Origin of the sequence: Gordonia sp. DT101 (genome assembly GCF_049844895.1) — a bacterium.
Lineage (GTDB): Bacteria > Actinomycetota > Actinomycetes > Mycobacteriales > Mycobacteriaceae > Gordonia.
The window spans coordinates 226449-247216 of the sequence record NZ_JBNCLX010000006.1 but is presented as its reverse complement, the minus strand read 5'-3'; the positions used below and the strand labels follow the sequence as shown (position 1 = coordinate 247216).

Annotated in this window: 19 protein-coding genes; 17 read left to right on the top strand and 2 right to left on the bottom strand. The window is 68.0% G+C overall.

The window, feature by feature from the left end:
* Window positions 1-19: 19 nt before the first annotated feature.
* From nusA to truB, 10 genes are all read left to right on the top strand, one after another.
* On the top strand, window positions 20-1057 hold the full coding sequence (nusA, locus tag ACLQ3I_RS20495; RefSeq protein WP_425793730.1) for a transcription termination factor NusA: 1038 nt from the start codon (window positions 20-22) through the stop codon (window positions 1055-1057).
* 44 nt (window positions 1058-1101) lie between these two features.
* The gene (locus tag ACLQ3I_RS20490) at window positions 1102-1461 is read left to right on the top strand and encodes a YlxR family protein (RefSeq protein WP_425793731.1); all 360 of its coding nucleotides are present in this window, start codon (window positions 1102-1104) and stop codon (window positions 1459-1461) included.
* A 102-nt stretch (window positions 1462-1563) separates the two neighbouring features.
* Window positions 1564-4389: a translation initiation factor IF-2 gene (infB, locus tag ACLQ3I_RS20485; protein WP_425793733.1), complete on the top strand. Its 2826-nt coding sequence runs from the start codon at window positions 1564-1566 to the stop codon at window positions 4387-4389.
* Between the two features lie 93 nt (window positions 4390-4482).
* Window positions 4483-4956, top strand: coding sequence for a 30S ribosome-binding factor RbfA (gene rbfA / locus ACLQ3I_RS20480; protein WP_425793735.1), 474 nt, complete (start codon window positions 4483-4485; stop codon window positions 4954-4956).
* Entirely contained in the window at window positions 4953-5909 is a 957-nt protein-coding gene (locus tag ACLQ3I_RS20475) for a DHH family phosphoesterase (RefSeq protein WP_425793736.1), read from the top strand. Before rbfA ends, ACLQ3I_RS20475 begins: the two co-directional genes overlap by 4 nt.
* A 5-nt stretch (window positions 5910-5914) precedes the next feature.
* Window positions 5915-7264 carry an MATE family efflux transporter gene (locus tag ACLQ3I_RS20470; protein ID WP_425793737.1) on the top strand — a complete coding sequence of 450 codons (1350 nt, stop codon included), beginning with the start codon at window positions 5915-5917 and terminating at the stop codon, window positions 7262-7264.
* 67 nt (window positions 7265-7331) lie between these two features.
* Window positions 7332-8087 carry an esterase/lipase family protein gene (locus tag ACLQ3I_RS20465; protein ID WP_425793738.1) on the top strand — a complete coding sequence of 252 codons (756 nt, stop codon included), beginning with the start codon at window positions 7332-7334 and terminating at the stop codon, window positions 8085-8087.
* A gap of 62 nt (window positions 8088-8149) precedes the next feature.
* Window positions 8150-9139, top strand: coding sequence for a metallophosphoesterase family protein (locus ACLQ3I_RS20460; RefSeq protein WP_425804298.1), 990 nt, complete (start codon window positions 8150-8152; stop codon window positions 9137-9139).
* Window positions 9136-9792 (top strand): 4'-phosphopantetheinyl transferase family protein, encoded by a 657-nt coding sequence (locus ACLQ3I_RS20455; RefSeq protein ID WP_425793741.1) that lies wholly within the window; start codon window positions 9136-9138, stop codon window positions 9790-9792. The genes ACLQ3I_RS20460 and ACLQ3I_RS20455 overlap by 4 nt, the downstream gene beginning before the upstream one ends.
* 1 nt (window position 9793) lies before the next feature.
* A complete protein-coding gene (truB, locus tag ACLQ3I_RS20450; RefSeq protein ID WP_425804296.1) occupies window positions 9794-10696 on the top strand; it encodes a tRNA pseudouridine(55) synthase TruB in 903 nt (300 codons plus the stop codon).
* Window positions 10697-10713: 17 nt separating this feature from the next.
* On the opposite strand, the gene ACLQ3I_RS20445 is transcribed toward truB, so the two are convergent.
* Window positions 10714-11469, bottom strand: a complete 756-nt coding sequence (locus ACLQ3I_RS20445) for a metal-dependent transcriptional regulator (protein WP_425804294.1) — start codon at window positions 11467-11469, stop codon at window positions 10714-10716.
* A gap of 160 nt (window positions 11470-11629) precedes the next feature.
* Here ACLQ3I_RS20445 and ACLQ3I_RS20440 point away from each other — a divergent pair, with 160 nt between their 5' ends.
* The 5 genes from ACLQ3I_RS20440 (at window position 11630) to ACLQ3I_RS20420 (ending at window position 18081) form a co-directional block, all read left to right on the top strand.
* Window positions 11630-12598 carry a bifunctional riboflavin kinase/FAD synthetase gene (locus ACLQ3I_RS20440; RefSeq protein ID WP_425804291.1) on the top strand — a complete coding sequence of 323 codons (969 nt, stop codon included), beginning with the start codon at window positions 11630-11632 and terminating at the stop codon, window positions 12596-12598.
* A 163-nt stretch (window positions 12599-12761) separates the two neighbouring features.
* On the top strand, window positions 12762-13031 hold the full coding sequence (gene rpsO, locus ACLQ3I_RS20435; RefSeq protein ID WP_267628575.1) for a 30S ribosomal protein S15: 270 nt from the start codon (window positions 12762-12764) through the stop codon (window positions 13029-13031).
* Between the two features lie 403 nt (window positions 13032-13434).
* Window positions 13435-15705 (top strand): polyribonucleotide nucleotidyltransferase, encoded by a 2271-nt coding sequence (locus ACLQ3I_RS20430; protein WP_425804451.1) that lies wholly within the window; start codon window positions 13435-13437, stop codon window positions 15703-15705.
* Between the two features lie 109 nt (window positions 15706-15814).
* The gene (locus ACLQ3I_RS20425; RefSeq protein ID WP_425804289.1) at window positions 15815-17302 is read left to right on the top strand and encodes a putative nucleotidyltransferase substrate binding domain-containing protein; all 1488 of its coding nucleotides are present in this window, start codon (window positions 15815-15817) and stop codon (window positions 17300-17302) included.
* 11 nt (window positions 17303-17313) lie between these two features.
* On the top strand, window positions 17314-18081 hold the full coding sequence (locus ACLQ3I_RS20420; protein ID WP_425804287.1) for an NRDE family protein: 768 nt from the start codon (window positions 17314-17316) through the stop codon (window positions 18079-18081).
* Between the two features lie 140 nt (window positions 18082-18221).
* Here ACLQ3I_RS20420 and ald read toward each other — a convergent pair whose 3' ends face one another.
* Window positions 18222-19328, bottom strand: coding sequence for an alanine dehydrogenase (gene ald / locus ACLQ3I_RS20415; RefSeq protein ID WP_425804284.1), 1107 nt, complete (start codon window positions 19326-19328; stop codon window positions 18222-18224).
* Between the two features lie 138 nt (window positions 19329-19466).
* Here ald and ACLQ3I_RS20410 point away from each other — a divergent pair, with 138 nt between their 5' ends.
* Entirely contained in the window at window positions 19467-19955 is a 489-nt protein-coding gene (locus ACLQ3I_RS20410) for an Lrp/AsnC family transcriptional regulator (RefSeq protein ID WP_425793751.1), read from the top strand.
* A gap of 56 nt (window positions 19956-20011) precedes the next feature.
* Window positions 20012-20764 (top strand): 4-hydroxy-tetrahydrodipicolinate reductase, encoded by a 753-nt coding sequence (dapB, locus tag ACLQ3I_RS20405; RefSeq protein ID WP_425793753.1) that lies wholly within the window; start codon window positions 20012-20014, stop codon window positions 20762-20764.
* Window positions 20765-20768 lie beyond the last annotated feature (4 nt).

The following is a 20768-nucleotide window of genomic DNA, read 5'->3' as shown; positions in this document are numbered from 1 at the left end:
TGAATAGGAGCTCAACCCCATGAACATCGACATCAACGCGCTCCGCATGATCGAGGCGGACAAGGGTATCTCGATCGACACGGTCATCACCGCGATCGAGACCGCGCTGTTGACCGCGTACCGCCATACCGACGGGTTTGCGCCGCACGCCCGGATCGACGTCAACCGCAAGACCGGTGCGGTACGGGTGATGGCGCAGGAACTCGACGACACCGGCGAGGTCGTGCACGAGTGGGACGACACCCCGGAGGGATTTGGCCGGATCGCGGCCACCACGGCGCGACAGGTCATCCTGCAACGGCTGCGGGACGCGGAGAACGAGAAGAACTTCGGCGACTTCGTCACCCACGAGGGCGAGATCGTCGGCGGCGTCGTCCAGCAGGACGCCCGTGCGAATGCGCGCGGGATGATCGTCGTGGCCATCGGCAGCGACGCCAACACCGCCGAAGGGGTGATCCCGCCCGCCGAGCAGGTGCCCGGCGAGACCTACACCCACGGTGACCGCATCAAGTGCTACGTCGTCGGGGTGTCCCGGGGACCGCGGGGCCCGCAGATCACCCTCTCGCGCACCCACCCGAACCTCGTCCGCAAGTTGTTCTCGCTCGAGGTACCCGAGATCGAGGACGGGTCGGTCGAGATCGTCGCGGTGGCTCGCGAGGCGGGACACCGCTCCAAGATCGCCGTGCACACCGGGGTCAGCGGCCTCAATGCGAAAGGTGCCTGCATCGGTCCGATGGGTCAGCGCGTCCGCAACGTGATGAGCGAGCTCGCCGGCGAGAAGATCGACATCATCGACTACGACACGGAACCCGGGGCGTTCGTCGGGAATGCACTCTCACCCGCGAAGGTTGTCTCGGTCGAGGTGATCGACCTCGCGGCCAAGGCGGCCCGGGTGGTGGTGCCGGATTATCAGCTGTCGCTGGCCATCGGCAAGGAAGGCCAGAACGCGCGGCTGGCCGCACGCCTGACGGGTTGGCGGATCGACATCCGGTCGGATGCCGATCCCGCGCCGCCGGCAGCTGACGGGCCCTCTTCCGACGTCCCGCACACCAACTGAGCAGCCGGTTGCCGGAGATGCGCAGGGGCGCGCTAGACTGATCGATGGTTCAGCGAACTCTCCCGACACCGGTCGAGGACGGGGCCGCGCGAGATGGTTCGGCCATCCGCGGGCCTGTCCGCACATGTGTCGGATGTCGGCAACGTGCCGAGGCAACGGCTCTGGTCCGGATTGTCGCCCGTCGGGGTGACGGTCCGCCGGTGACGGTGGTCGATCTCGCGAAGACCATGCCGGGACGGGGTGCTTGGTTGCACCCGCGACGGGACTGTCTGTCCGCCGCGGTGCGACGCAAGGCATTTCCCTCGGCACTTCGGGCGCCCGGTCTGACCGTGGCACCCGACGACCTCGCCGAAGCAATCGGTGGGATCACCGAAGTAGATGGCCTCAACGGCCGGAACAGGTAGCAGAAGACATGAGCACACCGTGAAGTACCCACGATGAGCGCGTTTCTAACGTAAACCGAGGTCGTAGCGGGCAGCCCGCTCGACCTCCAAGTGAGGAGAGCAGTGGCAGGCAAGGCCCGCGTGCATGAATTGGCCAAAGAACTCGGCGTGACGAGCAAGCAAGTGCTCGAGCGACTGAAGGAACAGGGCGAGTTCGTCAAATCAGCGTCGTCGACCGTCGAGGCCCCGGTGGCTCGTCGACTTCGCGAATCATTCCCCCAGAACTCAGGATCCAAGGACGCCCGGAAGTCGGCGGCCAAACCCGACGGCGCACCGAAGCCCGGTGGCAACGGTGCCGCGGCCAAGCCCGGGCAGGCCCGCCCTGGTCCCAAGCCGGGTGCACCCGCACCCGGCCCGACGGCCGCCGCTCCGGCGCCGGCCCCGGCGGCACCCGCGCCGACCCCGGCACCTGCACCGACCCCGGCGCCTGCGGCCCCGGCTGCGGAGGCCCCGGCCGCGCAGGCTCCCCACGCCGAGGCGCCGGCCGCCCAGGATTCGGGCGCCGCTGCACCGGCTCGCCCGGGACCGCGACCGGGCCCGAAGCCCGGCCCGCGCGCACCGCGCGTCGGCAACAACCCGTACTCGTCGGCACCGGCACCCGCTCCCCGTCCGCAGGCTCCGCGCCCCGGTCCCGGACAAGGCGGTCCTCGTCCGGGCGGCGGTCGTCCGGGCAGCACCGGACGACCCGGCCCCGCAGGTCAGGGCGGTCCCCGTCCGGCTCCGGGCCAGGGCGGTCCCCGTCCGAGCCCGGGCAGCATGCCCCCGCGTCCGAACCCGGGTGCAATGCCCAGTCGTGCGGCCCGTCCCGACGCCGGACGCCCAGGTCGTGGCGGACCGGGCGGCGGCAATCGTGGCGGCGGTGGCGGAGGCTACCGCGGTGGCGGTGGCGGTGCCCCGGGCGGCGCACCAGGTGGTGCTCCCGGTGGTTTCCGCGGTCGTCCCGGTGGCGGTGGCGGACGTGGCCGCGGCGGTGCCGCGGGTGCGTTCGGTCGCCCCGGTGGTGCACCGCGCAGGGGACGCAAGTCGAAGCGTCAGAAGCGTCAGGAATACGACTCGATGCAGGCGCCCGCCGTCGGCGGCGTGCGTTTGCCACGTGGTAACGGCGAGACCATTCGGCTCGCCCGCGGCGCATCGCTGTCGGACTTCGCCGACAAGATCGACGCGAACCCGGCATCGTTGGTGCAGGCGCTGTTCAACCTCGGCGAGATGGTCACCGCAACCGAGTCGGTGAACGACGAGACGTTGGAACTGCTCGGTTCCGAGATGAACTACACCGTCCAGGTCGTCAGCCCGGAGGACGAGGATCGTGAGCTCCTGCAGAGCTTCGACCTCACTTACGGCGAGGACGAGGGCGACGACGAGGATCTCGAACAGCGTCCGCCGGTGGTGACCGTCATGGGTCACGTCGATCACGGTAAGACCCGCCTGCTGGACACCATCCGTAAGGCCAATGTCCGTGAGGGCGAGGCCGGCGGCATCACCCAGCACATCGGTGCGTACCAGGTCAACACTCACCTCAACGGCGACGATCGTCTGGTCACCTTCATCGACACCCCGGGTCACGAGGCCTTCACGGCCATGCGTGCCCGCGGCGCGAAGGCCACCGACATCGCGATCCTGGTGGTCGCGGCCGACGACGGCGTCATGCCGCAGACCGTCGAGGCCGTCAACCACGCGCAGGCCGCTGACGTGCCGATCGTGGTGGCGGTCAACAAGATCGACAAGGAAGGCGCCGATCCGCAGAAGATCCGCGGACAGCTCACCGAATACGGGCTGATCCCCGAGGAGTACGGCGGCGAGAGCATGTTCGTCGACATCTCGGCGAAGCAGGGCGAGAACATCGACGCACTGCTCGAAGCCGTGCTGCTGACCGCGGACGCCTCGCTCGACCTGCGGGCGAACCCGGACATGGACGCCCAGGGTGTCGCGATCGAGGCCCACCTCGACCGCGGCCGCGGCCCGGTGGCAACCGTGCTGGTCCAGCGCGGCACGCTCAAGGTCGGCGACTCGATCGTCGCCGGTGACGCCTACGGACGTGTCCGGCGCATGGTCGACGAGCACGGCAACGACGTCGCCGAGGCGCTGCCGTCGCGACCTGTTCAGGTCATCGGGTTCACCTCGGTGCCCGGCGCGGGCGACAACCTGCTCGTCGTCGAGGAGGACCGAACCGCACGGCAGATCGCCGACCGTCGCAATGCGCGCAAGCGCAATGCCTTGGCCGCGCGCAGCCGTAAGCGGATCAGTCTGGAAGACCTGGATTCGGCTCTCAAGGAGACCAGTCAGCTCAACCTGATCGTCAAGGGCGACAACTCCGGTACGGTCGAGGCTCTCGAAGAGGCACTCCTGGGTATCGACATGGGCGACGAAGTGGCACTCCGGGTCATCGACCGCGGTGTCGGCGGAGTCACCGAGACCAACGTCAACCTGGCGACGGCCTCGGACGCGATCATCATCGGCTTCAACGTTCGCGCGGAGGGCAAGGCCACCGAGCTGGCCAACCGCGAGGGCGTCGACATCCGGTACTACTCGGTGATCTACCAGGCGATCGACGAGATCGAGAGCGCGCTCAAGGGCATGCTCAAGCCGGTCTACGAAGAGGTGGAGCTCGGCCGCGCCGAGATCCGCGCGATCTTCAAGTCGTCGAAGGTCGGCAACATCGCCGGCTGCCTGGTGCAATCGGGCATCGTCCGCCGCAACGCGAAGGCACGGCTGCTGCGCGACAACGTCGTGGTCGCCGAGAACCTCACCGTTGCGTCCCTCAAGCGCGAGAAGGACGATGTCACCGAGGTCCGCGACGGGTATGAGTGTGGTCTCACGCTCACCTACAGCGACATCAAGGTCGACGACGTGATCGAGAGTTACGAACTACAGGAGAAGCCGCGCGACTGAGGTCCGCGCGCCGTCTGCCGATCTCCCCTTCCCGTCCGCGCCATCGAGTGCGGACGGGAAGGGGAGTGGTTTTCCCGATGGAAAGGATCGAAGATGGTTGATTCGGCGAGGGCTGCCCGGATGGCAAAGCGCATCTCGTCGATCGTCGCCTCGGCGATCGGCACCGAGATCAAGGACCCGCGGCTCGCCTACGTGACGATCACCGACGCTCGTGTCACCAACGATCTGCATGATGCAACGCTCTTCTACACCGTGATGGGTGAGTCGATCGACGCCGAACCCGACTACGAGGCCGCGGCGGCCGGACTGGCCAAGGCCACCGGCATCCTGCGCTCCAAGGTCGGCGCAGGCACCGGGGTGCGGTTCACGCCGACGCTCACGTTTGTGCTCGACACGGTTCCGGACTCCGCCCGGCACATGGAAGAGCTCGTCGCCCGGGCCCGTGCCAATGACGAGATGGTGGCGCGACGGGCGCAGGAGGCAACTCCGGCAGGCGATGTCGACCCCTACCGGTCCCATGAGGACGACACCGAGAACGGCACGAGCAAGGACGGCTCCGTCGAGTGACTGCCTCGACGAGTGCGGCGGTGGCCCGTGAGCTGACCGACGTCCCGGCGGTGACCATCCTCTGTCATGTCCGCCCCGACGCGGACACCATCGGCAGCGGTCTGGCGCTCGGATTGGCGCTCGACCGACAGGGCGTCGACGTGGAGGTCGCCTTCCCGGACACGGTCGCACTGCCGACGACGCTGGCCGGGTTGCCCGGCAGCACCCTGCTGGTCGCGGCACACGAGCTGGTCGGACATCCCGTGGTGGTCTCGGTGGACGCGGCCAGTCTGGGCCGCCTGGATTCGTTGGCTGCGGTGTTCACCGCCGCCGAGCGGTCGATGACCATCGATCACCATGCGTCCAACACGGGATTCGGCGACCTCGACCTGATCGATGCGGCCGCGGACTGTACAGCCGTGCTCGTGTTGTCGGTGCTCGACGACCTGGGCGTGGAGATCGACGACGACATCGCGACGTGTCTCTACGCAGGCCTCGTGACCGATACCGGCTCGTTCCGCTGGGCGCGTCCCGAATCGTTCCGGATCGCCGCACGCCTGCTCGACGCCGGAGTCGACGCGCGTACCTGGAGTCGCGACCTGCTCGACAGCCATCCGTTCCGGTGGCTCGAGATGGTGGCCTCGGTGCTCGGCGGTGCCCGACTGGTCCCGGAGGCCTGCCAGGGTGAGGGACTGGTCTACGCGATTGTCGGGCACGACATCCTCTCCGGCATGAGCTGGGAGGAGTCGGAGAGCGTCGTCGACATCGTCCGGACTGCGAACGAGGCCGAGGTGGCTGCGGTGTTCAAGGAGACCGGGCCGGCGACCTGGACGGTGTCGTTGCGCTCCAAGCGCCACGTCGACCTGGTGCCGATCGCAGCGTCACACGGTGGTGGCGGGCATCGTCACGCATCTGGATACAGCGATGCGGGAACCGCCGACGAGGTCGTCGCGAATCTGCTGGAGTCGCTCTGAGCCGAGTGAGCACCGGAGAAACCGCGAGCGGGCGTCGGATAGCCGTTCTGACGGTCTCCGCACTGGCGGTGCTCATCGCGCCACCCATCTACCTGCTGCTCGACCTGGCGGTGGTGGGTCGCCTGGGTGGCCGGGAGCTCGCCGCTCTCGGGGTCGCGACACTCGTGCTCTCGGTGATCAGCACGCAACTCACCTTCCTCTCGTATGGCACCACCGCACGGGCGGCGCGGCGCTTCGGCGCCGGGGACCGCGCGGGAGCGGTGTTCGAAGGCGTGCAGGCGAGCTGGATCGCGGTCTCGGTCGGTGCGGTCCTGGTCGCCGTCATGTATCCGCTGGCCCCGGTCGTGCTCCGGGTGCTCGTCGGTGGCGGTTCTCCGGAGGCGGAGCAGGTCGTCGTCGACGCGACCGGATGGTTGCGGATCGCGATGTTCGGTGTTCCGCTGATCCTGCTGTCGATGGCGGGCAACGGGTGGATGCGCGGTGTCCAGGAAACCCGCCGGCCCGTTCTCTATGTGATCGCGGGCCTCGTCGTCGCCGCGGTCCTCGTCGTCGGACTCACCCACGGGATCGGCCCGTTCCCCCGTCTGGGACTCCCGGGCAGCGCAGTGGCCAACCTGATCGGACAGGGCATCACCGGGCTGCTGTTCGCGGTGCGCGTCATTCGGGAGGCACGCCGATCGGCGGTGACGAGCCTTGCACCGCAGTGGGCGGTGATGCGCGCACAACTCGTGATGGCGCGCGACCTCGTCCTGCGGAGCCTCTCGTTCCAGGTGTGCTTCCTGTCCGCGGCCGCCGTCGCGGCGCGCTTCGGGGTGTCGGCCGTGGCGGCCCATCAGGTGGTGCTGCAGCTGTGGGAGTTCATGTCCCTGTTCCTCGACTCCCTGGCGATCGCCGCGCAGGCGCTGGTCGGTGCCGCGCTCGGTGGGGGCGCCGTGGGAGCGGCCGTCGGCGTCGCCCGACGCGTGACCGTGGTGTCGCTGCTCGCCGCGGGTCTGATGGCCGGTGTGTTCGCACTCGGCGCAGGGCTGATCCCCCGTCTGTTCACCTCCGATCCGGAGATCCTCGACGCAATCGCCGTACCGTGGTGGTTCTTCGTCGCGATGCTGCCGATCGCGGGCATTGTGTTCGCGCTCGACGGCGTTCTCCTCGGCAGTGGTGATGCCGGGTTCCTGCGTACCGCAACACTTGTCGCCGCCCTCGTCGGATTTCTCCCGCTGATCTGGATGTCCCTCGCCTTCGACTGGGGACTCGCGGGGATCTGGACCGGGCTCGTGGTGTTCATGCTCCTGCGGCTCGCGGCGGTCGTCTTCCGGGTCCGGTCGGGTCGCTGGCACCGCACCGGGGTGGACGCCTGAGTCATCCGGTCGGACGGTTCGCGTCGGCCCTGGGTGGACTGCGGCCGAGTTCGGTTACCCTTACCTGATGTCGATCCGATCTGTCGTCGTCCTCGTCACCGGCGTCCTCGCCATGATCCTCTCCATCGTCGCCGCGCCCGCGGCGAACGCCGCGCCCCCGACGACGCGAGTGTTGATCATCCCCGGCCAGTACGTGGGCGCGCTCCCGTTCGTGCCGATGGCCGACAACCTGACCTTCCGCGGGTATCCGACCACGGTGCTCGATCTGCCCGGATTCGACATGAAGACCGATGCGAAGAAGATCGGTGTTGCAGTCGACCGGATCCATCGCGAGCATCCGACAGATCGCATCGCGCTGGTGGGCCACAGTATCGGCGGCGTGAGCGCCCGCTACTACCTCAAGGAGATGGGCGGGCATGCCAAGGTTGCGACCTACGTGGCGGCCGGCTCGCCCCAATACGGCTCACCCGGTGCCTGTGGTCAGAAGGCGGCGCCCGAGGTCTGCCCGGGTACGTCCTTCATGAAGTCGCTGAACAAGGGAGACGACACCCCGGGCAAGACCGGGTATTACGGGGTGCGCAGCGCCCGTGAGTGGGTCGACGGTCACCTCGACGGCGGGCAGTGCCGGGTCACTCCGCTCCCGGCGAACGAGTCGTTGCCGAAGCTCGGTCTCGAGCACACCTTCGAGCCGTTCGACCCGAAGTTCTGGGACGTCACCGTCGCCGCGATCAACGGGCAGTGCCGCGGCCGGTTCGTCACCGAGCCGGACGGCGTCCTGACCTACCAGAAGTCGGCGCAGCCCGGGGCGCCGGGCTACCGCTGACCGGTCGGTCGTGACAGCGGCCGCTCGGAGGTGAGCCACCGCACATCGTTAGGCTGGTGGGCATGGCGACGTTGTGGGCAATCAGTGATCTCCATGTCGCACATCGGGGCAACGAGCACATCGTCGACCAGTTGCGGCCGCAGAGCGGCGACGACTGGCTGATCGTCGCGGGCGACGTGGCCGAGCGCACCGACGACATCATCGACACCCTGCGGCGGCTACGCACCCGGTTCCACACGGTGGTGTGGGTACCGGGCAATCACGAGCTCTACACGACGGCGAAGGACCCGCTGCAGATCTTCGGGGTGGCGCGTTATGACTATCTGGTCCAGGCGTGCCGCGACATCGGGGTGGTCACCCCTGAGGACATCTATCCGCTGTTCGACCCGGGCAACGGGGCGCAGCCGGTGCGGGTGGTGCCGATGTTCTTGCTCTACGACTACACATTCCGGCCGGAGGGCACGACGACGACACTCACCGCACTCGCGCTGGCCCGCGAACGCAACGTGGTCGCCACCGACGAGTTCCTGCTGTCGCCCGAGCCCTATCCGACCCGGGATGCCTGGGGGCGGGCCCGCGTCGAGGCCACCCGTAACCGGCTCGAGGCCATCGACCCGGCCGAGCCGACAGTGCTGATCAACCACTGGCCGTTGCGGCGCGAACCCACCGATGTGCTGATGTACCCGGAGTTCGCGCTGTGGTGCGGCAGCGAGCTGACCGCGGACTGGCACACCCGGTATCACGCGGCATGCTGCGTGTACGGGCACCTGCACATCCCGCGGACCACCTGGTACGACGGTGTCCGGTTCGAAGAGGTGTCGGTCGGATACCCGCGCGAGTGGAAGCGGCGTGGGCTACCGGATCCGTTGCTGCGGGCCATCATCCCGGACCCGGGACTCACCGAGGCCGACCTGCCGGGACATGGCGCACGGTTCGAGCTGCCGCCGGACTACGAGGAGCGCGCGCAGGAGTTCGCCCGGCGAATCCAGGAACGCAGGGACCGACGGGCCGTGCGCTCGGGCGGCCGGACAGATCACGAGGAGCCGCGTTGATCGAACAGCTGGTGCCCAGCGGTGTGGCGTCGGCAGAGGCATTCGAGGACCCGCCCGGTATCGAACCGATGCCGGCCGAGCGCACTCTCATCGAACGAGCCGTCGAGAAGCGTCGCCGCGAGTTCACCACCGCTCGACACTGTGCCCGACAGGCCATGTCCGAGCTGGGGATCGGGCCGACGCCGATCATGCGGGGCGAGCGCGGAATGCCGCTGTGGCCGGAACGCGTGGTCGGTAGTCTCACGCACTGCGACGGCTACCGCGCCGCGGTGGTCGCCTACTCGTTGCAGGTACGGTCGCTCGGCATCGACGCCGAGCCGCACGAACAGCTTCCCGACGGCGTGCTCGACCACACCAGCATCGTCGAGGAGCGCGACGTCCTGGCCACCCGCCCGGCCGGTCTGCACTGGGACCGACTCCTGTTCTGCGCCAAGGAGGCAACCTACAAGGCGTGGTTTCCGATCACGCAGCGTTGGCTCGGATTCGAGGACGCCCACATCACCTTCGAACCGACATCCGCGCAGGCCGGGACCTTCACTTCGCGAATCCTCGTCGACGGCACGGCCGTCGACGGCGGCGCCCCGCTCCGGGAACTGTCCGGCCGCTGGCTCGTCGATCGCGGACTGATCACCACATCGATCGCGCTCGTCTGACATGGCCGACGCATCCATCGAGAACGCCGGGCTCGTCATCGTCGACAAGGACGCGGACATGACGAGCCACGACGTCGTGTCCCAGTGCCGGAAGCTGTTCGACACCAGGCGGGTCGGACATGCGGGCACGCTCGACCCGATGGCGACCGGCGTCCTGGTGGTCGGAGTCGAACGCGCGACCAAACTGCTCGGGCTCCTGTCCTTGACCACCAAGGCGTACACCGCGACGATCCGCCTGGGTGCCGGCACCGACACCGACGACCGTGAGGGCGAGATCATCTCCCGTGCGGATGCCACGCACGTAGGCGATGCCCAGATCGCCGCCGGGGTGGCCGAGCTGACCGGCGACATCGAGCAGATCCCGGCCAAGGTCAGCGCGATCAAGGTCGACGGCAAGCGGGCACACAGCCTCGTCCGGACCGGCGCCGAGTTCGACCTCGCCGCCCGGCCGGTGACCGTGTCACGCTTCGCGGTGCTCGAGACCAGGCGCACCGACGCCGGTTTCGTCGACCTTGATGTCGAGGTCGACTGTTCGTCCGGTACCTACATCCGTTCGCTGGCCCGGGACCTGGGCGGTGCGCTGGGTGTCGGGGGACACCTGACGGCGTTGCGGCGCACCGCAGTCGGGCCGTTCACGCTCGAACACGCGCGCACGCTCGCCACTCTGACCGAGGGGCCACGGTTGTCGCTGACCATCGACGAGGCGGCGAAACTGTCGTTCCCGCACCGCGACATCAGCGGAGACGAAGCGGAGTCGATCAGCCAGGGTCGGTGGCTGGACCCGGTCGGGCGCAAGGAGATCTACGTGGTCATCGACCCGTCCGGTCAGGCCATCGCGCTCGTGCAGGAGAAGGGCCGGCGGGCCAGTTCGGTGATGGTCGTCCGGCCGGCGACCCTGCGCTGAGCCAGAAGGTCAGCGGCTCACGACAGCGGCACCAAGAAGATGGCCTGGGCGGCGACGTCGCCGAGGTCGATGTGGTCGTTGCCGTCCACCGAGATCGAGATGGTGCCCGCGAACGGACGCTTCTCGATCACCGTCACCTCACAGTCCAACGCCACTCCGACCTCGTCGAAGTAGCGGAGCATGTCCGGATCGGTGTCGGAAATCCTTGCCACCGTCCCGGATTCGTCCACATCGAGTTCGGACAGGAGTTTCACGTCCGGGCTGGGTACCGATCCGTCGAGAGCCGGGATCGGATCGCCGTGCGGATCTCGGTTCGGGTGACCGAGTTTCGCATCGAGCCGGGACATCAGACGATCGGACACCGCGTGTTCGAGGACCTCGGCCTCGTCGTGGACCTCGTCCCAGCCGTATCCGAGCTCACGCACCAGGAACGTCTCCAGCAACCGGTGTCGACGCACCATCAGGATCGCCGCGGTCTGTCCCTCGTCGGTGAGCGTCACCGCACCGTAGCGCTCGTGGGAGACGAGACCCTGGTCGGCGAGCTTGCGGATCGCTTCGGAGGCCGTCGATGCCGACACGCCGAGGCGTTCGGCAAGCATCTTGGTGGTCACCTTGACCTCTGCCCACTCCTGGATGGTCCAGATGACCTTCAGATAGTCCTGGGTGACCGTGGACAGCTCCGTGACGGGTCGCTCCGGGACCGGCAGTGCGGCGCCGCCGTCGGTCGCGCCGGACGGCGCTCTGCCGGATCGGGCCGTGGGGGACTGGGGCATTCTTCGAGCTTAGGACCTGCCTTCGTCCAGAGCGAGACAGGTGACGGTGTGTTGGCGCGTTGGCGATCTGTTCAACAGTCGTCGGACCCTGCGAAACTCGCTGTTCAACACCAGCGACCAGAAGTGGTTTGCGGGCCGGGCGGGCCGTAGGCTTGTCCGCGTGTTGCGTTGGCGAGGTCTCGAGGACATCCCCGCGGACTGGGGTCGGTGCGTGGTCACCATCGGTGTGTTCGACGGCGTCCACCGTGGGCACGCCCAGTTGATCCATGCCGCGACGGCCGCCGCCGCCGAACGCGGTGTACCGGCCGTGCTGATGACCTTCGATCCCCATCCGGCCGAGGTGGTCCGGCCGGGATCGCATCCGCCACAACTCACCACGCTGACGCGCCGGGCGGAACTCGCCGAACAACTGGGCATCGACGTGTTCTGTGTGATGCCCTTCACCCCTGAGCTGGCGTCCCGCTCACCCAAGGACTTCGCCCACGACATCCTCGTGGAGACACTCCATGCCGCAGATGTCGTTGTCGGTGACAACTTCACCTTCGGCAAGAAGGCGGCGGGCGATGTCGAGAAGCTGACGGAATTCGGGCAGAAGTTCGGTTTCGAAGTGCAGGGCATCTCGCTGTTCGGCGAACACGCGGTGACCTTCTCGTCGACCTACATCCGTTCCTGCGTGGCGGCCGGCGACGTGGAACTCGCTGCAGAGGCGCTGGGACGGCCGCACCGGGTGGAGGGTGTGGTGGTCCGCGGGGACGGCCGCGGTCGCGAACTCGGTTTCCCGACCGCCAACGTGGCGCCGCCGATGTATGCCGCCATCCCCGCCGACGGCGTGTACGCCGCCTGGTTCACCGTGCTCGGCGTCGGGCCGGTGGTGGGCCAGGTCGAACCGGGGGAGCGCTACCAGGCCGCGGTCTCGGTGGGGACCAACCCGACCTTCTCGGGACGGACGCGCACGGTCGAGGCCTTTGTCCTCGACGCGAGCGCCGACCTTTACGGGCAGCACGTCGCCGTGGACTTCGTCGGCCGCCTGCGGGGCATGGTGAACTACCCGGAGGTCGACGACCTGATCACCGCCATCGCCGGTGATGTCGACGAGACGCGGAGGCTGCTGGCCCAGGCCGAACGGTGACGTCGACGGCAGGTGCCGACGATTTGGGCGGGAACGGTCTGCGCTGGTAGATTGGCTCGCTGGCGTTGCTGCGGTCCGCGGTGGCGCGCCATCCGCCGGAGCATCTGGGTAGATGCGGGCGGCTTCCAGACGAGCGCGGGACTGAGAATTCAGGAGTATCTCCATGGCATTGACTGTCACCCAGAAGAAAGAAATCCTCGCCGAGTACGGGCTGCACGAGACCGACACCGGTTCGCCCGAGGCGCAGGTCGCCATGCTGACCAAGCGCATCACCGACCTGACCGAGCACCTCAAGGAGCACAAGCACGATCACCACAGCCGTCGTGGTCTGCTGCTGCTCGTGGGTCGCCGTCGTCGTCTGCTCAAGTACGTCGCGAAGGTCGACATCAACCGTTACCGCTCGCTGATCGAGCGCCTGGGTCTGCGTCGCTGAGCGACCGACCTCCCGAACACCATCGCCTCGGCCGTCTCCGTCACACGGGGACGGCCGAGGCATTTATGCTGATCAGCCCACAATGATAGGCTGATCACTGATCGTTGCCGTGAAAGTCCTGCTGGACGTGACGAACGAGCAGATCGGTCCTCGGTAGTGGCCGCCGGAACCCGGGTTCATCGCGGTTCCGGCCGCTTCGATCGAAGGCCGTCTGCCACCATGCGGCGCGCATCTCGCGATCGCGCCCCCGCACGACCGGCATTTCTCTCACGGCTCCGTTCCGGGCCGGCAACCTGCACTCGCAGACGTCGCACACAGTGGTGTGCACAGGGACGTGTCGACCCGCATGTACAACGCAGCCGCCGAAGTGCGGCGGCTGACACGAAGGGATTCCTACATCCACATGACCGATGTGAACACCGACGTCGATTACGACGACGCCATCACCGAAGCCACCGCCGTGATCGACAATGGCAGCTTCGGCACCCGCACCATCCGATTCGAGACCGGCCGCCTCGCGCTGCAGGCCGCTGGATCGGTCACCGCCTACCTCGACGACGAGAACATGCTGCTGTCGACGACCACGGCATCCAAACAGCCGAAGGAGCATTTCGACTTCTTCCCGCTGACCGTGGACGTCGAGGAGCGCATGTACGCCGCGGGCCGCATCCCCGGCTCGTTCTTCCGTCGTGAAGGCCGCCCGTCGACCGACGCGATCCTCACCTGTCGTCTGATCGACCGCCCGCTGCGCCCGACCTTCGTCGACGGCCTGCGCAACGAGATCCAGGTCGTCGTGACGGTGATGTCGCTCGATCCGAAGGACCTCTACGACGTCGTCGCCATCAACGCGGCCTCGGCATCCACCCAGCTCGCCGGACTGCCGTTCTCCGGCCCGGTCGGTGGCGTGCGTGTCGCCCTCGTCCCGACGGAGGAGAACAAGGCAGGCCAGTGGGTCGCGTTCCCGACCGTCGAGCAGCTCGAAGGCGCCGTGTTCAACATGGTTGTCGCCGGACGGATCGTCTCCGGTGAGGGCGATTCGGCCGATGTCGCGATCATGATGGTCGAGGCCGAGGCCACCGACAACGTTCTCGAGATCATCGCAGGCGGTGCGCAGGCGCCGACCGAGGCGATCGTGGCCGAGGGCCTCGAGGCCGCGAAGCCGTTCATCGCACGTCTCTGCGAGGCGCAGAAGTCGCTCGCCGACGCCGCCGCGAAGGCGACCGGCGAGTTCCCGCTGTTCCCGCCGTACGAGAGTGATGTCTACGACGCCGTCGCGTCCGCCGCCACCGACCGTCTGAGCGAGATCCTCACGATCGCGGGCAAGCAGGAGCGCGACGACAAGACCGACGAGCTCAAGGCCGACATCCTCGCCCAGCTCGGGGGACAGTTCGAAGGCCGCGAGAAGGAGATCGGCGGTGCCTACCGCTCGCTCACCAAGAAGCTCGTGCGCCAGCGGATCCTGACCGATCACTTCCGTATCGACGGTCGTGGCATCACCGACATCCGGTCGCTCTCGGCCGAGGTCGCGGTCATCCCGCGCGCACACGGCAGCGCGCTGTTCGAGCGTGGCGAGACCCAGATCCTGGGCGTCACCACCCTCGACATGGTCAAGATGGCCCAGATGATCGACTCGCTCGGGCCGGAGACGTCCAAGCGCTATATGCATCACTACAACTTCCCGGCGTACTCGACCGGTGAGACCGGCCGCGTCGGTTCGCCCAAGCGCCGCGAGATCGGCCACGGAGCGCTCGCCGAGCGCGCCCTGATGCCGGTGCTGCCGAGCGTCGAGGAGTTCCCGTACGCCATTCGTCAGGTCTCGGAGGCGTTGAGCTCCAACGGTTCCACCTCGATGGGATCGGTCTGTGCGTCGACCATGTCGTTGCTCAATGCCGGTGTGCCGCTCAAGGCCCCGGTTGCGGGTATCGCCATGGGTCTGGTGTCGGACACCGTCGACGGGGAGACCCGTTATGTGGCGCTCACCGACATCCTCGGCGCCGAGGATGCCTTCGGTGACATGGACTTCAAGGTCGCCGGCACGAAGGACTTCGTCACGGCGCTGCAGCTCGACACCAAGCTCGACGGCATCCCGTCGAAGGTGCTCGCCGGTGCGCTCAGCCAGGCCAAGGACGCTCGGCTGACGATCCTGGACGTGATGGCCGAGGCCATCGACGAGCCGGACGAGATGAGCCCGTACGCGCCGCGGATCACCACCATCAAGATCCCGATGGACAAGATCGGTGAGCTGATCGGCCCCAAGGGCAAGACGATCAACGGCATCACCGAGGACACCGGGGCCAACATCTCCATCGAGGATGACGGCACCGTGTTCATCGGCGCATCCGACGGTGAGAAGGCGCAGGCCGCGATCGATCGAGTCAACGCGATCGCCAACCCGCAGCTGCCGAAGGTAGGCGAGCGCTTCCTCGGCACCGTGGTGAAGACCACCGCCTTCGGCGCGTTCGTGTCGCTCCTCCCGGGACGGGATGGCCTCGTGCACATCTCGAAGCTCGGCAAGGGCAAGCGGATCAACAAGGTCGAGGACGTCGTGAACGTCGGCTCCAAGCTCCGCGTGGAGATCGCCGACATCGATGAGCGCGGCAAGATCAGCCTGGTGCCGGTCGACGACGACGCCGCCGCCGAGAGTGCGCCGGAGGCCGCCGAGGCCAACGCCTGATCGTCCCGAATCGCGCACGGCCCGTCACCCGCTTGTGGGTGACGGGCCGTCTGCGTCCGGCGTGGATAGGCTGACGGCGACGGCCGTGACGATCGGAGGATGAGGACTCGTGTCGGAGACCGAGGGCGGCATTCCCCCCGACAAGCTCACCGTCGCGCGCCGACGAGATGACGGCGTGCCCGACCGTGCCACCGTCGACGACCTCCTGGTGACCGAGCCCGTCATCGGGTCGCCGGCAATGACCGTGCGGGACGCGGCCTCGTTGATGACCGAGCGTCGCCAGGAGTACGTGCTGATCCCGTTGGGGGACCACGAGTACGGGCTGCTCACCGACGCCGACATCCGGTCCCGGGTGGTGGCGACGGGGCGTGGCATCGACACCCCGGTCGGCGACCTGGTCACCGTTCCCGTCCATGGTGTCCGCCGCGACACCGCCGCTGTCGACGCGCTCACCGAACTCCTCGATCGGGAGCTGAGCGTGATCCCGGTCGTCGATCCGGCCGGGGACGTCGTCGGTGTGGTGGCGGCGGCTGACTTCGTCGCGGCACCGTCGGGTCCGGGAATGTCGCTGCGCGGGCAGGTGTCCCGTGCCCCGACGGTCGACGACCTGCAGGCGCGGGCGCAGCGTGTGCCATATCTGATCGCCGATCTGCTGCGCCGTGGGCAGCCGGTCCACGAGATCACCGCGGTGGCGTCATTGATTCACGACGCCGTCGTCCGGCGCGCTCTGGAACTCGTGCTCGCACAACATCCGGACCTGGACCCCGATTCGGTGACCTGGCTCTCGCTGGGCAGCAATGCGCGTCGCGAGCCGGTGTTGACCTCGGACATGGATTCCGCCGTGTCGCTCGACGACGCACTGGGAGACGACGAGATCGTCGCGTACCGGTCCGCGTTCGCCGAGGTCGACGAGATTCTCCGAGGTGCGGGAATGGCGATCGACGAGAACGGTGCGATCGCGTCGAAGCCGCTGTTCGCCCGGACACATGCGCAGTGGCGGGCGGCCGCACGGGACTGGATCGATGCGCCGTTGGAGAACAAGGGGATGATCTTCACGTCCCTGCTGCTCGACGGACGCCCCATCTGGGGTGACCAGGGATTGTCGGCGGTCGGGGAGGTGTTCAGCGACCTGCGTTCCCATCCGGGCACGATGGGTCTTTTGCTGGCGGAGGCCTTGTCCTACAAGGCGCGACTGCGCTCGATGCGTGACATGCTGGCCCGGCGCGGTGACACGTTCGACATCAAGGCCCATGCGCTCACCCCACTGGTGAACATCGCGCGATGGGCCGCGCTGAGCGTCGAGAGCACCGAGCTGAACACGCGATCGCGACTACGGGCGGCCGCAGGCAGTCCGATGCTGCCGGCGGACCACGCGACCACTCTGGTCGAGGTCTTCGATGTGCTGCAACGGGTCCGGCTCACCTATCAGGTGGCGCAGTTCGACCGGGGTGAGCCGGTGAGCGACCTGCTCACCATGAAGCGGCTGTCGCCACTCGATCGCAGCCTCGTCGCGCAGGCGGTACGCGAGGTCGCGGGTGTCCAGCGCCGGATGGTCAACCTGAGCCATTACCTGCCGATCACCGATCAGTCGAAGTGAGTTGAAACACCTTGTGTCTCATTCTGTTTGCCTGGAACACCGATCCGCACCAGCGGCTCGTGGTCGCCGCGAACCGGGACGAGTACCACCGTCGGGAGACGGCGCCGCTGTCGCGCTGGCCAGATCTGCCCATCATCGGGGGACGGGATCGCGTCGCGGGCGGGACGTGGATGGGTGTCGACGCCGTGAATCCGTCGCGCGTCGCGATGGTGACCAATGTGCGGGTGGGCCGGCCGGGCGCACCGGGCCCGCGCTCACGCGGCGCGCTGCCCGTGCAATTCCTCGTGGGTGCCGATGACCCCGGTGCTTTTGCCCAGCGGCTGCGCCGGGAGGGACACGAGTATCTGCCGGTGAACCTGCTCGTCGGCGACGAGCATGAACTGTGGTGGATCACCAACTGGCCGGAGCCGCGCGCCGAACGCGTGGCGCCCGGGGTGCACGGCCTCTCCAACGGTGCGCTCGACAGCGACTGGCCGAAGGTCACCGACGGGCGCGCGACGATGGAGGAGTTGGTGTTGCGGCCGGGCGGGACGGCGACTGTCGAGCCTTATCTGAACGTCCTCGCCGATCGGCGCAGGCCCGCCGTCGAGCGGCTGCCCGACACCGGGGTCCCGGGCGAACTCGAGGCCGACCTGTCGCCGATCTTCATCGACATGCGGGGCTACGGAACGCGTGCCTCGACCGTCCTGCGGATCGGCCGAAATGGGTGCGGCGACATCACCGAGCGCCGCTTCACCTACCGCGGCCGTCGTCGAGGCACCACCTCGATCCGCTTCTGACGCCGATCGGGCGCAGGATCTCGCCGATCGGGCACGGTCGTGCACCCATCGTGCGCGGTCACGAGGTCCTGCGCACGGTCGATGAGATCCTGCGCCCGCTCGGCGCAAAACCGTACCCGGTCGGCGGACTGGGGGCTGGATCAGAACGGCGCGGCGGCGACCGGGATGTCGAGGGCCGCACCGACCTCCGGCGTGAACAGAGCGCCGTCGTGGGTGCTCAGCCCCGCGGCCAGCGACGCGTCGTCGCGGCAGGCCTGCTCCCAGCCCTTGTCGGCGAGACGCAGGACGTAGGGGAGGGTTGCGCCGGTCAACGCCGACGTCGACGTCCGGGCGACGGTGCCGGGCATGTTGGCGACGCAGTAGAAGACCGTGTCGTGCACGGCGAACGTCGGGTCGTCGTGGGTGGTGGGACGAGAGTCCTCGAAGCATCCACCCTGATCGATCGCGATGTCGACCAGGACCGCTCCCGACTTCATCTGTGCCACAAGGCTGTTCGGTACCAGGACCGGGGCCTTTGCGCCGGGGACGAGGACCGCGCCGATCACGAGATCGGCATCCCGGACCGCTTCGGCCAGCGCCAGACCGGTGCTGTAGCGGGTGTGGACACGGCCGGCGAAACGGGCGTCGACGGCGCGGAGTTTGGCGATGTCGACGTCGAACACGGTCACCTGTGCGCCCATGCCGACGGCGATCGTGGCCGCGTTGACGCCGCTGACACCGCCACCGATCACGACGACATTCGCCGGTTCGGTACCGGGCACGCCACCCATCAATACGCCGCGGCCACCCTCGGAACGCATGAGGTGATACGCGCCGACCTGCGGGGCGAGCCGTCCGGCGACCTCACTCATCGGCGCGAGCAGCGGGAGCGAGCCGTCGGCCGCGCGGACGGTTTCGTAGGCGATCGCAGTGGTCTTCGACTCCAGCAATGCCTCGGTGCAGGGTCGGCTGGCGGCGAGGTGGAGGTAGGTGAAGAGGGTCTGTCCCTCCCGTAGCAGCGGGTATTCGGAGGCGATCGGCTCCTTGACCTTCAGCAAGAGATCGGACTGCTCCCAGACCTGCTCCGCGGTGGACAGGATCTGGGCCCCGGCCTCCTTGAAGTCGTTGTCATGGATGGCAGAGCCCTCGCCGGCGCCGGCCTGGATCACCACGTCGTGGCCGCGGTGGTGGAGTTCGGCGACTCCTGCGGGGGTGATCGCGACGCGGTACTCGTTGTTCTTGATCTCGGTGGGGATGCCGACGTGCATGACGGTTCTCCTTGCGGATGGGGGCGGAGCGGGTGTGTTGACTCAAGAGTGAAGGAACCACGGAAATGGCACAATGTCTGTGTAGAACATTCTCCAAATCGGAGTGAGGGTGAAGATCCGACGAAAGTGAGGAGAGGCATGACTGTCCAGCCGAAGGATGTTCGGGGCGCGGATCGCGCCCTCGACGACACCGATCGAACACTGCTGCGTCTCCTGCAGACGGACGCGCGGATGCCGAACAGCGAGCTCGCGGCGCGGGCGGGCATTGCGGCGTCCACCTGCCACGGACGTGTCCGGCGACTGACCGATCTCGGGGTCATCCGTGGATTCTTCGCGGAAGTGGATCCGGCGGCGGTGGGCCGCCCCCTGCGAGCCATGGTCGCGGTCAGTCTCCAGTCGGAGGCCCGTGGGGAGATCCGGCATTTCGTCGGCGAGATCGCACGCCAGGACGCGGTGATCGACGTCTTCTTCCTCGCCGGTGTCGACGACTACATGCTGCACGTCGCCACGGCCGACACCGAAGCACTCCGAGAGTTCGTCGAGATGCTCAACTCGCGGCGCGAGGTGTCCGGGACGACGACGTCGCTCGTCTTCGAGCATCGCCGGGGTGGTGCGCCGATCTTCTGAACGACGACGCGCCATAGAATCGGGTGCGGTATGTCGCGAAACGAAGGGACTTCTCGATGTCAGGTGAGATCCGGGTCGGTGTGCTCGGCAGTGCGGGCAAGGTCGGCCAGGCCATGGTGGCCGCGGCGGAGGCCGCCGACGACTTGACCTTCACCGTGGGCGTGGACAAGGGCGACCCGCTCGAGAAATTCACCGAATCCGACACCACCGTCGTGATCGACTTCACCCATCCCGGCGTGGTGATGGACAACCTGGAGTTCATGATCCGCAACGGAATCCACGCGGTTGTCGGCACCACGGGGTTCACCGATGAGCGACTCGACCAGGTCCGGTCGTGGCTCGCCGACAACCCGGGCGTCGGCGTCCTCATCGCGCCGAACTTCGCCATCGGGGCTGTGTTGTCGATGCGTTTCGCCGCGCAGGCCGCGCGGTTCTACGACTCGGTGGAGGTCATCGAGCTGCATCATCCGCACAAGGCGGACGCGCCGTCGGGAACCGCCTACCGCACCGCGGCGCTCATCGCGCAGGCGCGTGCGGACGCCGGGGTCGGGGAGAGCCCCGACGCGACGACGGACGAGCTCGACGGCGCACGAGGCGCCGAGGTCGACGGTGTCCGCGTGCACTCGGTCCGGCTGGCGGGCCTCGTGGCCCACCAGGAGGTGATCCTCGGCACCGAGGGGGAGACGCTGACGATCCGTCACGATTCGCTCGACCGCGCATCGTTCGCGCCCGGAGTCCTCCTGGGCGTCCGAGAGATCGGCGGACGACCGGGCCTGACGGTGGGCCTGGAAGAGTTGATGGACCTCTGAGCGA

Excerpts from the sequence above, each read along its gene's own strand:
- nusA (WP_425793730.1), top strand. The coding sequence starts at position 20 with ATGAACATCGACATCAACGCGCTCCGCATGATCGAGGCGGACAAGGGT.
- ACLQ3I_RS20490 (WP_425793731.1), top strand. The coding sequence starts at position 1,102 with ATGGTTCAGCGAACTCTCCCGACACCGGTCGAGGACGGGGCCGCGCGA.
- rbfA (WP_425793735.1), top strand. The coding sequence starts at position 4,483 with ATGGTTGATTCGGCGAGGGCTGCCCGGATGGCAAAGCGCATCTCGTCG.
- ACLQ3I_RS20465 (WP_425793738.1), top strand. The coding sequence starts at position 7,332 with ATGTCGATCCGATCTGTCGTCGTCCTCGTCACCGGCGTCCTCGCCATG.
- ACLQ3I_RS20460 (WP_425804298.1), top strand. The coding sequence starts at position 8,150 with ATGGCGACGTTGTGGGCAATCAGTGATCTCCATGTCGCACATCGGGGC.
- truB (WP_425804296.1), top strand. The coding sequence starts at position 9,794 with ATGGCCGACGCATCCATCGAGAACGCCGGGCTCGTCATCGTCGACAAG.
- ACLQ3I_RS20445 (WP_425804294.1), bottom strand. The coding sequence starts at position 11,469 with ATGCCCCAGTCCCCCACGGCCCGATCCGGCAGAGCGCCGTCCGGCGCG.
- rpsO (WP_267628575.1), top strand. The coding sequence starts at position 12,762 with ATGGCATTGACTGTCACCCAGAAGAAAGAAATCCTCGCCGAGTACGGG.
- ACLQ3I_RS20430 (WP_425804451.1), top strand. The coding sequence starts at position 13,435 with ATGACCGATGTGAACACCGACGTCGATTACGACGACGCCATCACCGAA.
- ald (WP_425804284.1), bottom strand. The coding sequence starts at position 19,328 with ATGCACGTCGGCATCCCCACCGAGATCAAGAACAACGAGTACCGCGTC.
- ACLQ3I_RS20410 (WP_425793751.1), top strand. The coding sequence starts at position 19,467 with ATGACTGTCCAGCCGAAGGATGTTCGGGGCGCGGATCGCGCCCTCGAC.
- dapB (WP_425793753.1), top strand. The coding sequence starts at position 20,012 with ATGTCAGGTGAGATCCGGGTCGGTGTGCTCGGCAGTGCGGGCAAGGTC.